This window comes from Pseudomonas sp. Marseille-Q1929 (genome assembly GCF_017316265.1).
In the GTDB taxonomy this organism is placed as follows: Bacteria; Pseudomonadota; Gammaproteobacteria; order Pseudomonadales; family Pseudomonadaceae; genus Aquipseudomonas.
The window spans coordinates 1-13,818 of record NZ_JAFLWU010000010.1; the positions used below are offsets into that span (position 1 = coordinate 1).

At 60.0% G+C, this 13,818-nt stretch carries 10 protein-coding genes; 3 read left to right on the forward strand and 7 right to left on the reverse strand.

All coding sequences use genetic code 11. The annotated features are described in order from the left end of the window. Positions 1–291: 291 nt before the first annotated feature. Positions 292–1,308 carry an ABC transporter substrate-binding protein gene (locus J1G37_RS13305; protein WP_207042301.1) on the reverse strand — a complete coding sequence of 339 codons (1,017 nt, stop codon included), beginning with the start codon at positions 1,306–1,308 and terminating at the stop codon, positions 292–294. A 132-nt stretch (positions 1,309–1,440) separates the two neighbouring features. Further along, the gene (locus J1G37_RS13310) at positions 1,441–1,890 is read right to left on the reverse strand and encodes a hypothetical protein (protein ID WP_017735803.1); all 450 of its coding nucleotides are present in this window, start codon (positions 1,888–1,890) and stop codon (positions 1,441–1,443) included. 417 nt (positions 1,891–2,307) lie between these two features. Here J1G37_RS13310 and J1G37_RS13315 point away from each other — a divergent pair, with 417 nt between their 5' ends. Together J1G37_RS13315 and J1G37_RS13320 are read left to right on the forward strand one after the other, a co-directional pair. Next, a complete protein-coding gene (locus tag J1G37_RS13315; protein ID WP_207042303.1) occupies positions 2,308–2,583 on the forward strand; it encodes a hypothetical protein in 276 nt (91 codons plus the stop codon). A 110-nt stretch (positions 2,584–2,693) separates the two neighbouring features. Beyond that, positions 2,694–2,924 carry a hypothetical protein gene (locus J1G37_RS13320; RefSeq protein ID WP_207042304.1) on the forward strand — a complete coding sequence of 77 codons (231 nt, stop codon included), beginning with the start codon at positions 2,694–2,696 and terminating at the stop codon, positions 2,922–2,924. Positions 2,925–2,935: 11 nt separating this feature from the next. On the opposite strand, the gene J1G37_RS13325 is transcribed toward J1G37_RS13320, so the two are convergent. Beyond that, positions 2,936–4,519, reverse strand: coding sequence for a methyl-accepting chemotaxis protein (locus J1G37_RS13325; protein WP_207042307.1), 1,584 nt, complete (start codon positions 4,517–4,519; stop codon positions 2,936–2,938). A 180-nt stretch (positions 4,520–4,699) separates the two neighbouring features. Beyond that, positions 4,700–5,104 (reverse strand): TraR/DksA C4-type zinc finger protein, encoded by a 405-nt coding sequence (locus J1G37_RS13330; protein WP_010564800.1) that lies wholly within the window; start codon positions 5,102–5,104, stop codon positions 4,700–4,702. Between the two features lie 374 nt (positions 5,105–5,478). Here J1G37_RS13330 and J1G37_RS13335 point away from each other — a divergent pair, with 374 nt between their 5' ends. Continuing rightward, positions 5,479–10,155, forward strand: a complete 4,677-nt coding sequence (locus J1G37_RS13335; RefSeq protein ID WP_207042308.1) for a hypothetical protein — start codon at positions 5,479–5,481, stop codon at positions 10,153–10,155. Between the two features lie 51 nt (positions 10,156–10,206). Here J1G37_RS13335 and J1G37_RS13340 read toward each other — a convergent pair whose 3' ends face one another. The 3 genes from J1G37_RS13340 to J1G37_RS13350 are packed head-to-tail and all read right to left on the reverse strand — an operon-like array spanning position 10,207 to position 13,803. Beyond that, complete coding sequence (locus J1G37_RS13340; protein WP_207042310.1) at positions 10,207–11,229, reverse strand: ABC transporter permease; 1,023 nt, start codon at positions 11,227–11,229, stop codon at positions 10,207–10,209. 28 nt (positions 11,230–11,257) lie between these two features. After that, positions 11,258–12,811 (reverse strand): sugar ABC transporter ATP-binding protein, encoded by a 1,554-nt coding sequence (locus tag J1G37_RS13345; protein ID WP_207042311.1) that lies wholly within the window; start codon positions 12,809–12,811, stop codon positions 11,258–11,260. A gap of 56 nt (positions 12,812–12,867) precedes the next feature. Next, the gene (locus J1G37_RS13350; protein ID WP_124526320.1) at positions 12,868–13,803 is read right to left on the reverse strand and encodes a sugar ABC transporter substrate-binding protein; all 936 of its coding nucleotides are present in this window, start codon (positions 13,801–13,803) and stop codon (positions 12,868–12,870) included. Positions 13,804–13,818 lie beyond the last annotated feature (15 nt).

The following is a 13,818-nucleotide window of genomic DNA, read 5'->3' on the forward strand; positions in this document are numbered from 1 at the left end:
TGAGATCCATAGGTTTCAGCTCTCTCCAGGGCATGGTCAGATCCTCGCGAAATCGACCCTGCCAGTTAAAAACTGTTACCTATGTGCGTGAACTGATTTGTAACCCATGTGGGTGAGTCATACCGGCAAGAGCGTTTTGCTTACTTTTGCGCTCTTCAAAAGTGAGCCGCCGTAAGGGCGGAACCCATAGCCGCCGTTACCCAAATAACGGATATGTACCCCGACCGACAGACCGCCATCGCAGGCAAGCCAGCTCCCACATTTTGATCTCCACACGGCTGAGAAACCGGCTTACTTCAGACTGGCCTCAACCTTGCGCGCCACATCCTCCGGCAACCACGCCTTCCACACCTCCGGATGCTCCTTGAGAAACACCTGCGCCACTTCCCGTGGCGCCGTGTGGTTTTCACTCATCACCGCCAACGCCTTGTTCAGCGGCTCGATGGGAAACTCAACCTTGCTGAAAAACGCCGCAATCTGCGGATATTCCCGCTGAAACGGCGTCGATACACCAATACTCAACTTGGACGCCAACGACCGCGTCGGCCTGGGATTGGGGTTATCGGCATCCGTCAGGGTCTTCCAGGCATCGGCATCAAAGGCCGGCTCTTCCAGCTGGATCAGTTTGTAGCGCCCCATCAAGGGCGTCGGCGACCAGTAATAGAACAGCACCGGCTTACCCCGGCGGATCGACGAAGCAATCTCGGCATCCAGCGCCGCCCCCGAGCCACTGCGGAAATTCACATAGCTGTCACTCAGGCCATAGGCCTTAAGTTTCTGTGCGTTGACCACCTCGGACGTCCAGCCGATCGGGCTGTTGAGAAAGCGCCCCTTGCCGGGCGACTCCGGGTCCTTGAACACGTCCTTGTAGCGCGCCAGGTCCTGCACGCGCTTGAGGTCCGGCGCCAGTGGCTTGAGGCCCTTGGCCGGGTCGCCCTTGACCACGTACTCCGGCACCCACCAGCCCTCGGTCGCCCCCTTGACCGTATCCCCCAGGCCCACCACTTTGCCTTCGGCCTCGGCCTTGACCCATACCGGGCTGCGGCCGGCCCACTCTTCGCCGATCACCTGGATGTCGTTCTTGGCCAGGGCCGTTTCCAGGGTGATGGTGGTGCCCGGCAAGGTGTCGGTGGGCAAGTCATAACCTTTTTCGACAATAACCCGCAGCACTTCGGTGATCAGGCTGCCGCTTTCCCAGTTCAGGTCGGCGAAGTGAATCGGCGCCTGGGCAGCCGATACCGGCAGTGAAACCATCGACAGGCTCAGTGTCGTAAGCGACACGGCCAACAGCGCTCTAAATCCTTTCATGCCTGCGCACCTCGCGTTTTCGCAGCAACAGCGGACGGCTTTGCTGCCAATGCGCGAAGCCTCTGAATAGTTAAGTCAACTCAACTGTAGTAGAGGTTCCGGGAGATACCGATTACACGTTATGTTTACAACTCACTCACTGGCCTTGAACGTGACGAGTTCACCCTTGCGCCACTTGGCAGCCTTGCCAGTCACGGCCTTGAGGGTCTTGGTCAGGCCTTCTTGCAATTGTTCATTGGCGGCAAACACCAGCATCACGCTATGGCCTTCCTTGAACACAATGCCCTGGCCTTCAGTGCTGGAAACAAAGGCGTAATCGCCCAGGCCATACACCGTCAACTTGATATCGCGAAACTTCAATTCAAACTTGCCACCTTCGCGACTGGGCAACACCGCCGCACGAAAATGGTCACCCACCTTGAGTTCCAGGCGCTGTTTGTCATCCACCACCAGCGCCGTCTCGGTATCGATCTCGGCGATGTAAATACCTTCCGGCGTCTGTTCAGTGACGTAAACAAAACGGGATTGGAACAGCTTGACCAACTTTGCGCGCAAATCACCCAGCACGAATAACGCGTGCATATCCAGATTACTGACTGCCAAGGAAACGCCCCCACATTAAAAGAAGTGCTGACCGCCAGAGCAGACAGCACAAAAATACGGCCGTTACGGCACGATCACACAACCTGTTCATTGAAAAAACTGAAGAGACTCCCGATGCTGCGCCCCAAGACGAGTACAGACGTACTCGATGGACCTTATGCAAGGTCACCAGGCATGACAGCAAATCACAGGTTCGCCGACCCGGGGAATACGGGGCGACCCGCTTCAGAGAATAACCCTATTAAAAAGCGTGGTTTCCGACAGCCTACACAAAACAATATACCTGGCATGGAACCTAATATCGGCCGGCGACGACAATACTAAAACAGCAGCACAGGTCAAAACCACCTGAAACGCTGCTGGCGTGTCACGAAGATCGACCGATAGGAGCTGACCATGCAACCACGTCAACGCAACACTGCGTCTGCCAGCACTCACTCATCATGCCATGACGAACGCCAATACTACTGCCTGCAAAGCCTCAGCGGGTACTCGAATTCGGTTCTTTACCAGGTTATACCTGCCGGCCGGAACTTCTTTCATATCCGTGAAGTGAACAGCGGCCGGATCAAAGGCTTTCGCAGCGACCATATCAAGGCCTGCCAATTCGCCAAGGCGTTGGAAGCCAGCCTGTATGCCCCCCAAGGCGCAATCGTTTCGTCACCTGGGTGACTTTACTGCGCCGCCGCCCGCCAACAACTGCCATACTGGCCCGTCCATTGAAGTTTGCCCCCTGCGGGTCAGGTTTCATCAGTGCAGTTACCTTGAAGGGAAGGCTATACGTGACGGAATTTGATATTGGTGAATTTTTCATCCATGGCGACGCCAGGGAAGTGGACGGGGAGTTTCAAGCGGTCATCGTGATGCGCGCCAAGCCGCCGCTGAAGGCTGTCACCACGCACCAGGTGGAAAAGGACCGTTGGTTCAAGACCGCAGACGCCGCCGCCATCGCGGGAAAAGAAGCCGCACAGGCGCTCAAGAGCGCCGTCGATTCAGGCGCGCTGACGTCCTGACCCCCGCGCCCCTACAGACCTTCCGGCTTGTACCCCAGTCGCAACCCACCCCAGTGCCGGCCCTTGACCATGATCGGCACCGACAGGTCATGCATCAACTCGCCGGTATCGCGGGTGTAGGTCTGTAGCAATACCGCCTGTTGATGGCTGCCGCAGCGAATCCCGGTACGGTCCTCGAACTTGCGCTTGGTGCGGTTCTGCACCGCATCCACCTGGGCATCGCCAGTCAAAGCCTGGGAAAACGCCTTGTTGTGCGTCGGCACATAGCCTTGCGGCGTGCAGGCAATGGCGAACACCAAGCCCTCGTGACGCGGCAACAACGCCTCCTGAATCCCCGGTAGAACCTGATCGGTGTAACCGTCGAACCGCGTGTGGTACTTGCTCGGACGGGTGTTCGGGATCGCCGTGTAGCTGCGGTCGAACAAGTCATCCAGGCTGATGCGGTTTTGCAACACATCGGCCTCGAACTGCTCGGCGATACGGCTCGCGCCTTCACGGGCGAGGTCGTAGATGCGCTGGTGATAGTCATCCAGCCCGACTTCAGCCAAACGCTCACTGATGGTTTCAGCCTGACCTTCCATCTGCACGGCGGCATCGGCCAGTTGGCGGGTTTGCTGGTCACTCACGGCCAGGTCGCTGCGCATTTGCTCCACGGCATGGAACAGGCTGTCGAGCTGGGTGCGATTGGTGTCGGTGCCCTGCGCAATCTCATTGACCTGCCCTTCCACATCCGCGGCCAGGCTGGCGATATTCGCCAACTGTTCACCGGCGTGTTCCACCTGCTCGACACCGGTATTGAGGTCGGCCGACAGCTGCCGAATCTGCTCCACCACCTGGGCCGTGCGCTGCTGGATATCGGCGACCATCACCCCAACCTCGTCCGTCGCCGTGGCGGTACGCCCGGCCAACCCGCGCACTTCATCGGCGACCACGGCAAACCCACGACCATGCTCACCCGCCCGCGCCGCTTCAATGGCCGCGTTCAGGGCCAACAAGTTGGTCTGGCTGGCGATGGACTGGATAACCAGGGTGACCCGCTGGATTTCCTCACTGCGCTGGCTCAAGGCCTCGATCAATTCACGGCTGGCATTGGCGCGCTGGCTGAGCTGGTGCATGCGCGTGATGGATTGCGCCAGCACCTCACGCCCTTCGGTACTGCGCTGATGGGCCTGGCTGGCAGCACCGAGCGCCTGGCGGCTGAGCTGGGACGTGACCTGCTCGGTGCCGATCATCACTTCGGCGCTGCTGACGATCTGCTTGGCCGCGCTCAACTGCGATTGCAGGCGCGCCGCCAGTTGCTTGACCGAGTAGGCCACGCCGGCAGCAGACAGCGCGTTATGGCTGGTGGTATGGGATAAATCACGCGTCAACTCGCCAATCGCATCAACGGCGGACGATTGCGCGACAACGGGCGTAGGATTTTTCAGGCGAGGCAGCCAGATCACCAGTAAAACCAGTGGCAGGCAGAGGTACAGCGGCAGGCCGGCAAACACCAGGCCCAACAGGATCAGCACCAGGGCGGTGCTCTGCAAGAGCGGCGTCAGCCAGCCGGGCAGCCCGCGCGCCACCGTTTGCGGTGACGCTGCTGCGCCCATCAGAGATCCGTCTCCAGCCATCTTCGTCACCCCACTGTTTGTCATTATTGTCGCTGCATTAAACGCCACTACCGGGCCATTATCCATGGGCCTTTAGTGGGGTAGCTTGCAGCAGATCAATAGACGGGGCGTAACGGGTATTGCCTGGGGGCCATGTGTGCGCCCCCCAGCTTCAGCGCATCAGGCTTGGCGCTGGTGCTTGTCGATCTGCTCGTGGCGCTCTTGCGCTTCGATGCAGTACTTGGTGGTCGGGCTGATCAGCAGGCGCTTGAGGCCGATAGGCTCGCCGCTGTCATCACACCAGCCAAAGGAATCTTCCTTGATGCGCTCAAGTGCACGCTCAAGTTGCGGCAGCATGCGCTGGTCGCGGTCGATGGCATTCACCAGCCAGGTGCGCTCTTCTTCGACGGAAGCGGCGTCAGCCGGGTCGGCCGGGGTATCCAGGCTTTCAATGGCGATACGGTTCTGCTCAATGCGCTCGTGGTGTTCCACTTTCATGTCTTGCAGCAACTGCTCAAAAAAAGCGTGCTGTTCGGCATTCATGTAGTCATCCGCCGGCATGGCCAGCAACTTTTCCTTTGTCATTGATTTCTCTATAAAAAATACGTGCATTAAGGCGAATAAGGGAGCGTTCCGGCCGACCTCTGCAGGTCTCGGAAGGGCGCCGTCCATTTCAAGCGCCACCCGGCACTCAATTTACGAGGGGCGGCAGTCTAAGGCCGACTTGAGGGCGCAGCAACTGAAAAGACAGGCAATTTTTCCGAGATACCCCCCAAAAGCACCAGGACGGGCTCGGCGAATGGTCATCGGAGTGCGTTTATAGCAAGAAATTCAGTGTTGTGGAGCTAAATGCAAGACGAATGGTTGATTCAACACCCAGCAATACATAACGCCCATCAACGGGTGGGGAGGTATTAGCTAAGGACCCTTATGCGTTATCACGACGAAAAGGACCTGCCATGCCCCTCTCCCCATCACTTGCCGGCCAACCCCTGACGGGCGCCGTCAACACTCAGTTTGCCTCACGCCCGACGCTGGATGCCGTCGTTCAACAACTGCTGACCACAGAGATTGCCCGGATCTACCCGTCTTTGACTATCAACCTGGCGCGCACCCAATTGCTCACGCCGATGTCCCGTGGCAGATGGTACCCGCAACACCTCATGACACTGATACTCGACTTCCTGGCCAACGGCACGCCGCTGGACTTCAGTGACGATGACGGCCGCCATTGCCAGCTCAGCGACCAACCACCCACACCGCTGGAGCTCGCAGACGCACGGCCGCTGGACATGCAGGCCATCCTGGCGTTGATAGAAGCCCTGCCCCGGACGCTGCCCGCCGCCCTGCAAAACGCCCTCGCTGCTTATTGGAGCGAACCCAGCGACAGCGGTATGTCGCGCTGGCAATGGCTGAGCGATGTGTTACGGGACACCTTGCACCTCACGGTCGTACAGGAAAACGACCTGATGCAACACGAGCGCGAAATGCTCGATCAACTGATCAACTACCCCGACCTTGACCAGCGTATCGCCCACTTTGGTGAGGCAGCCGTCCATGCCTATTTCCCCATGGCGACCTTCTCAGCGGGCAAACAGACGCAACAACTGCTGGGGCCAGATTTGATCCTGATGCCTGTGATCAACGGCAAACCCCACATCCTATGGTGCTCATTGGCAGGCGGTTACGAGCGGTACCACTCTATGGATCAGGCCCTGCAATACTGGCTCCATCGGCTGGAGCGGGACACGGTGGTCGAACGCATCACGACTCAACGCTATGAAGCGGACGGTCATTTATTCGATGCCCAATCAGGCATCATCCTCAACCGCCAGTTGCAGCAGCTGCACAACCTCAAACTGGGCACTCAATTCGGACTTGTCGCCTTGCGCGCGGTGTACCAGCACATTACCGACCCCATCATGAGCTTCGACAAGGCCGCGCTGTACACCTCGCAAACGCTGGTGACCCTGCGCCGCGACCTGCCGCAATGGCTGAGCCAAGCCACCCCCGCCGAGCGCATGCACTATCGGCACTACAGCCTGAAACTGGCAAGTGCGAAAAAGCGCAGTGAAGGCCTGACCTTCCTCAGCGATCTGCCGGATATCCGCACCTACACTCAGACAGCCCTGCTCAACCAACTGAAGCGGGATGAGATGCGCTTGGGCAAGCAGGCCGAACAGCTTCAGCCGGATGACCTGCTGCTCACGTTTCATGTGGCTGCCGGTTATCCGGGCGGCGCCGGCTATGTCGAAAACGTCCACATGAGCCTCACGGACCTGGCGATCAATAATCTGCAAGGCCGGCCCCGTGGGCAACTCACGCTGGCTCATCGAAATGGGCAGCCTTTGCCCGCCTGGCTCACGACCGATTACATTCTGGGCAGTGCTGGCCTGATCCAACAGGTGGACATTGGCAAAACCTATCCGCAAATGCTCAGGACCCGGTTGCTGGGCGACAGTGACGAGGAACGTCAACGAGAGCGGCGCTTTGCCGAGCAAACCGTTGCCCAACTGCCCCTGCTTGCGCTGGAGTCCAGCCTCAAGCAGGCCAACGGTTTCACACCGCAGGGCGCCGCGAGCGTTGCAGCGGTGGTGGGTGAGCGCCAGCTAGACGGTCAAGCCATCGTCATCCGACACCTGGCCTTGGTACGCAAGCCCCAGGCGACCGCTGATGTGGTGACCAATATGTACATCATCGAACCCGAGAACCGCCAGGCCGGCCCACACATCTTATACCGCCCACTCTATGCCGACGCCCTGCTGCAATTCGCCACCCGCGCGCAATTACTGCAAGCCATCGCAACGCCGGGCGAGCTGCAAACCAGCGTCCTCACCTGGCTCAGCGACGCTGCGCGGCCGGTGTACGACAACGGCGGGTTCTTGCAACCCCATTACGTCAGGTTCGGGGTTGGCGATGAGTTCGAACTGCCGGAAGTACCCGCGCCCGCGGCCCTCGCCGAGGATGGGGCGAGCGATGAGCTGCTGCAGTTCCTGGCCAATGGCAAGTTGATGCAATTCTTATACGGTGCCAACGCGCGGGCGCTGGTCGACCAGGCTGAGCGTGAATCCGTCTCTGATGCTGAAAGCCGGTGGCGGGTTTTCTTCGAGGGAGCCGGGCTGCTGTTCAACACGCTCCTGCTGCCATTGGCGCGTGGGCCGCTGATGCTCACCGGCTGGTTGATGAGCCTGCTGAGCAGCGCCAGTCGGGATATTCCTGCGCTCAACAGCCAGGACCCAGTCACGCGGGAGCTGGCTTGGGTCGACCTACTGATGAACGTCGGCATGCTGATGTTTGAGCTGACGCCAACAGGGGTCCCGCCCAAACGCGCCTTGCCGGAAAACTACAAGTGGCAGGCCCTGCATTCACCGCTTCAGCGGCGCAATGCCGAACAGTGGCCACCCTACCCGGCCGCGCCCATCGAACACGGCGCCGTCATGCTCGGCGGTGACAGCCCAGGACTGGTCAACAGCGTGGTCGACTTCAGCTTCGCCAACGCACGTCAGCGGCTGAGCACCGACCAGCAGCAGCGACTGTGGAAGCTCCAGGCCGCCAAACCGAAAATACTGCCTGCCGCTGTCACGCGTGGCCCGCACACAGGCCTGTATTACCACCTGCGCGACTGGTACGCACTGGTCGATACACGCTGGTATCAAGTACACCTGGAGGCTGACGGTGTAGTGATCGTCGATCCAATCAACACTCAACGCCATGGCCCCTACTTGCAAACGGACGGCCAGGGCAACTGGTCACTCGACCTGCGCTTGCGCCTGCGTGGCGGCATGCCGCCCAAGCGGATTGCTGCGGCGCGCGAACGCAACGCGCAGCGCAAGCAACAATTGACTGATGCACAGACGGGTTTTATCAGCGGCCAGCAGCAAGCCTTGCAGAGCAAGGTCGACACTGCGCAACTGCTGATGAGCCGCGCCGCCAGCGACCCCAAATACAACGATGCAGCCCGCGCCAATACCCGCAAAAATTTCGACCAGGCGTTGCATGAACAGCTCGACGCCTACGGAGCGCTGCTTGACAGTCGTCAGGAACGCAGCGAATTGGGCATTCCCATGCCCGTCAACGTACAGGTGGTGTTCCTCGAAAACAGCACCAACAATGCCCGCAAATCGGTGGTGGTGGCTGACATGGACCGTCAGGCACTGTATGCCGAAAACCCTGACCTCAGTGCCACCTATGAGCAAGCACTGCCCTCGATCCTGCTCAACCAGCCGCGTTACGCGCAGTTCCTCAAGGACATGAGTCAAATCAACGAGCGCCAGATCCAGGCCCTGGAACTCAAGGACCGTTGCCTGCTGGAGCTGTTCAACCTCGGCCAGCCTGGCCTGGAGGCGCACACCCGCCTGACCTCCAACCGCCCCGACGAACTCAGCGCGTTGTCGCTCAAATACTTGCAATTGCAAAATCTCAAATACCTGAGCCGAAAGAACTGGCGCAGCGGCTTGTTTACCGATGAACTGGACTTGTCCCTGGATCCGTTGGGCCTGCACCTGCGCACCCATAGCGACCTGAACCTGCACAGCCTCAGTGCCTCCGACCGGATGGCTGTGCTCGACAGCTTGCTGGTGCGATACGGCCAGGCGGTGGACGCGCTGCAAGGCGTGGCACTCGTCCATGCCGACGAGTTGGATAATGCGCACTTCCTGCCATTGCAAGCCTTGGTCGCATCGTTGTACCAAGACGTGGTGCAACAATTGGCGGCCGAGGTCAAACCGCCAACCGAGGCCCCAGCTCGCCCACCCAAACGGGCGCTGACCGCACCCGGAAAACCGCAGAAAAAAGTGATCAAGACGCGCCGGCAAGGGTTCCTGATCGGCGACGTCAAACCCGCCGGCAGCGCCTTGCCCGTCGAAGTGGTGGAAGTGCGCTCCGAACAGGCCGACCAGTTGCTGGCCACCTACTCTCAGCACGAAGACGGATGGGACGAAGTGCGCGAAGCGGGCCGCGCGCCTGCTCAGCCGACACCGCCGGGTACGCGTGCCCTGAATGTGGTAAAGGGTGACGCGCGTAAACGTGCCAAAGCGTTGAAACCGATCATCCAACGCCAGGAGGGTTACGCAAGGGTGTCCAGGTTTCCGATTGAAATACAGGAGAGCCTGGAGGTTGAAGCGACACGTTATATCGAGCTGGCAGGCGAATTGGAGCGGGCTATCGCAGCCCAACCCTTGGATCTGCAAATACCCGCCGACCGCGATCTTGCAGCCGAACTGCGCAGTGCATCCGCCACCTTGATCGCCAAAGGTCACGAGCTGCGCACCCAGCGCACGCTGGACCTGGCGCCCACCGACAGTCATGTCGCCTACCTGCTCGAACAGGACATGATCCAGCTCGCCAGCCTCGGCCCACGGGTGGCGTTGCGGGGGGAACAGCGCGATTTCATCCAGGAATACGCCGTCAACGACAAACGTGGCTTCCCGCTGTGGTATGCGCACTTCCACTACGCCGAGGCGGGTACCCCTAAGGCCGACTACAGCGTGGCCCACCTTAAAACCAAGGCACACCGCACCGAGAGCTACTATTCACTGCTGAACAAGGCGCAAAGCCCACAGGGCGTGGTGGATGTGCATCGAGGGGCAATCAGCCGGGAACTGGCCGAGCGATGGTTTTTACCATTGGCAACGTGAAAGGGTAGCGACGCGCTTGTGGTGAGCGGGCGTACCCGCTCACCACGATGATCAGCGCTTGAGTTTGCGCTTGTTGCGATATTGGTCGATCACCACCGCCACCACAATGATCAGGCCCTTGATGATGTCCTGGATGTACGCATCGACCCCGACAAAGGTGAACCCGCTGGCCATTACGCCGAGGATCAACGCACCGATCACGGTGCCGGTGATGCGCCCTACCCCGCCCGCCAGGCTGGTGCCGCCGATGACCGCAGCGGCAATCGCATCCAGCTCATAGGACATGCCCATGCCCGCCTGCCCGGTGGCAGCACGTGCCGAGGCAACCACACCGGCCAGGCCCGCCAGCAGGCCGGCGATGCTGTAGACGATGATCAGGTGACGCTTGACGTTGATCCCCGACGTGCGCGCCGCCTGCATGTTGCCGCCGATGGCGTAGGTGTACTTACCATATTTGGTGTAGCGCAGGGCGATATGGAAGATCACCGCCACCACCAGGAAGATCACTACCGGCATCGCGCCATGGCCGATAGCCGTGTACGAGTCCGAGAGCATGCTCACCGGCTGGCCTTCGGTGTAGTAACGCGCCAGGCCACGGGCCGAGACCATCATGCCGAGGGTGGCAATGAACGGCGGGATACCGGTCACGGCAATAATGCTGCCGTTGATCGCCCCCGCCAGCAGCCCCACGCCCAGCCCCATCGCCACCGGGATCCACACCGGCAAGTCCGTCAGGCTCGGGAACACGGCCCGGGAAAAGTCGGACGTCTGCGCCAAACTGGCAGCGATCATCGCCGAAAGTGCCAGCACCGAGCCGGATGACAGGTCAATCCCGGTGGTGATGATCACCTGGGTCACGCCAATCGCCAGCAGGCCAATGATCGACACTTGCAGGATCATCAGCACCAGGCGCTGGGAGTTCATCAGGAAGCTCTGGTCGCGCACGATCCAGCCAAACAACTCGAACACCAGGCCGATGCCGATCAGCACCAGGAAGATACTCAACTCGGTCGGCATGCGCCGGCGGTTTTTGGTCGGCACCGTGGCCGGTTTGTTATCCGTTATTGCGTTCATAGCCCATCACCTTTTTTTATTCTGTACGTCAGTGAACTGCCGTCATACCGGAAGCCAACTGCATGACTTTTTCCTGGGTCGCTTCGGAACGATCCAGGGTGCCCATCAATTCGCCTTCGTGCATCACCATGACCCGGTCGCTCATGCCCAGCACTTCGGGCAGCTCCGACGAAATCATGATCACCGCCATGCCTTCGCTGGCAAGGAAGGAGATCAAGCGGTAGATCTCGGCCTTGGCGCCGACGTCGATGCCCCGCGTCGGCTCATCGAGGATCAGCAGGCGTGGGTTGGTCATCAACCAGCGCGCGAGCAAGGCTTTTTGCTGGTTGCCGCCGGACAAGGTGTCGATGCACTGCTCAAGGGACGGGGTTTTCACCCGCAGCTTCTTGCACATGTCCTCGCACAGCGCGCGCAGGGCTTTCTGCTGGATAAAACCGTTGCCCGAATAGTGCGGCAGCACGGCCATTTCCATGTTTTCCAACACCGACAGGCACGGGAACAGGCCACTGAGCTTGCGGTCCTCGGTCAACAGAGCAAAACCTTTCTCGATGGCCATGTGCGGGTCGGTGATGCGCACCGCCTTGCCGTCCAGGGTGACCTGGCCGCTGCTGCTGGGGGTGATGCCGAATACGGTCTCGGCCACATTGGTGCGGCCCGAGCCCATCAGCCCGGCAATGCCAAGAATTTCGCCGGCATGCAGGTCGAACGAGACATTCTTGAACACGCCGTCCAGTGTCAGCTCGCGCACCGACATCAGCAGGTCACCGATGGGCGCCTCGCGCACCGGAAACAACTGGCTCAGCTCACGGCCCACCATCATCGAGATCAGGCTGTCGCTGTTCATGCTGTCGGCACGTTGCAGGCCGATGTAATGCCCGTCGCGGAACACCGCCACTTCATCGGCAATCGCAAACACTTCGTTCATTTTATGGGTGATGTAGACGATGCCTTTGCCCTGGGACTTGAGGTCGGCAATGATCGAAAACAGGTGGGCCACTTCCTTGTCGGTAATGGCCGAAGTCGGTTCATCCATGATCAGGATGTCGGAGTCGTAGGACACCGCCTTGGCAATCTCGACCATCTGCCGTTCGGCGATGCTCAGGTTGCCGACGTGTTCTTCCGGGTCCAGGTTGATGCGCAGGCGGGCCAGCAACTCGGCGGTGCAGCGGTGCATCTCGCGGTGGTTGACCATGTGCAGGCCGTTGAGCTGCTCGCGGCCGATCCAGATGTTCTCGGCGATGCTCATGTGCGGCATCAGGTTGAGTTCCTGGTGGATCATCGCGATCCCGGCCTTCTGCGCCGCCAGCGGGGTTTCAAACACAATCGGCTTGCCGCGCAGGCGAATTTCCCCGGCGTCAGGCTGGTAGATGCCGGCGATGATTTTCATCAGCGTCGATTTGCCCGCACCGTTCTCGCCCATCAGCGCCAGCACCGTCCCGGGGCGTACGCGCAGCTGCACATCGGCCAGGGCCACGACGCCGGGAAAGCCTTTGCTGATGTTGACGATTTCCAACAGGTAGGGTTCTTCCAACTCAATCGGCTGGGCACCGGGAGGCTGCGAGACAGTGGCTTGAGCGAGCATAGGGAGGTACTCCATCGGCAGGGCAACCGCACAGTTGCCCTGCAGGCTTATTGTTGTTATTTGAAGTCTTTGAGGTTGTCCAGCGTGATCAGCTTGAACGGGATGACAATGTTCTGCTCGGTCGCCTCCTTGTTCGCCAACTTGCGTGCGGCATCAACGGCACCGACGCCTTGGCCCTTGGCATCCTGGAAGACCGACGCGGCCATTTCGCCCTTGGCGATCGCGTTCAGGCCATCTGTCGTGCCGTCCACACCGGCAATCAATACGCTGCCCGGCTTGCTCCCGGCGGACTTGAGGGCCATGGCCGCGCCAATCGCCATTTCGTCGTTGTTGGAGAGCACGGCGTTGAACTCGCGACCTTGGGTCAGCCAGTCGTTGGTCAGGGTCATGCCACGGTCGCGCAGCCAGATACCGGTCTGCTCCTGCTCGATCTTGATATCAGGGTATTTTTTCAGGACATCCTTGATGCCCTTGGTCCGGTTGGTCGTGGAGTTGTTTGCCAGGTCACCCAGCAGAATCACGATATTGCCCTTGCCGCCCATTTTTTCGGCGATGTACTGCATCTGCAACCGGCCGGCCTCTTCATCATCGGAGGTCACCGCTGCTACACCTTTGGGCAAGTCCTTCTGGTCTGGCCGGCGATTGACGTACACCAGTGGAATCCCGGCTTCGGTCGCGGCCTTGCTGATGCGCGCCGTCGAGGCGGTGTCCACCGGCGTGACGATAATCGCATCGACCTTCTGGCTGATGAAACTTTCGACCTGGCTCAGTTGCTTGACCACGTCAGCGCGTGCGTCTTCGAACTGCAACTGCACGCCATCGCCCTTGGGCAGCGCCTTGACGTGCTGTTCCATATAGCCGCGAACGCTGGTCAGGTAGTTGTCATCGAAACTTGAAAAGGTCACGCCAATCTTCAGGTCGGCGGCCATGGCAGCACCGCTGCCCAGCAACAGGGACAAGGCCAGCGCGGTAAAACGGATCGGGGTCTTCATGAACGGTCTGTCTCC

Excerpts from the sequence above, each read along its gene's own strand:
- J1G37_RS13305 (WP_207042301.1), bottom strand. The coding sequence starts at position 1,308 with ATGAAAGGATTTAGAGCGCTGTTGGCCGTGTCGCTTACGACACTGAGC.
- J1G37_RS13310 (WP_017735803.1), bottom strand. The coding sequence starts at position 1,890 with ATGCACGCGTTATTCGTGCTGGGTGATTTGCGCGCAAAGTTGGTCAAG.
- J1G37_RS13315 (WP_207042303.1), top strand. The coding sequence starts at position 2,308 with ATGCAACCACGTCAACGCAACACTGCGTCTGCCAGCACTCACTCATCA.
- J1G37_RS13325 (WP_207042307.1), bottom strand. The coding sequence starts at position 4,519 with ATGGGCGCAGCAGCGTCACCGCAAACGGTGGCGCGCGGGCTGCCCGGC.
- J1G37_RS13330 (WP_010564800.1), bottom strand. The coding sequence starts at position 5,104 with ATGACAAAGGAAAAGTTGCTGGCCATGCCGGCGGATGACTACATGAAT.
- J1G37_RS13335 (WP_207042308.1), top strand. The coding sequence starts at position 5,479 with ATGCCCCTCTCCCCATCACTTGCCGGCCAACCCCTGACGGGCGCCGTC.
- J1G37_RS13340 (WP_207042310.1), bottom strand. The coding sequence starts at position 11,229 with ATGAACGCAATAACGGATAACAAACCGGCCACGGTGCCGACCAAAAAC.
- J1G37_RS13345 (WP_207042311.1), bottom strand. The coding sequence starts at position 12,811 with ATGCTCGCTCAAGCCACTGTCTCGCAGCCTCCCGGTGCCCAGCCGATT.
- J1G37_RS13350 (WP_124526320.1), bottom strand. The coding sequence starts at position 13,803 with ATGAAGACCCCGATCCGTTTTACCGCGCTGGCCTTGTCCCTGTTGCTG.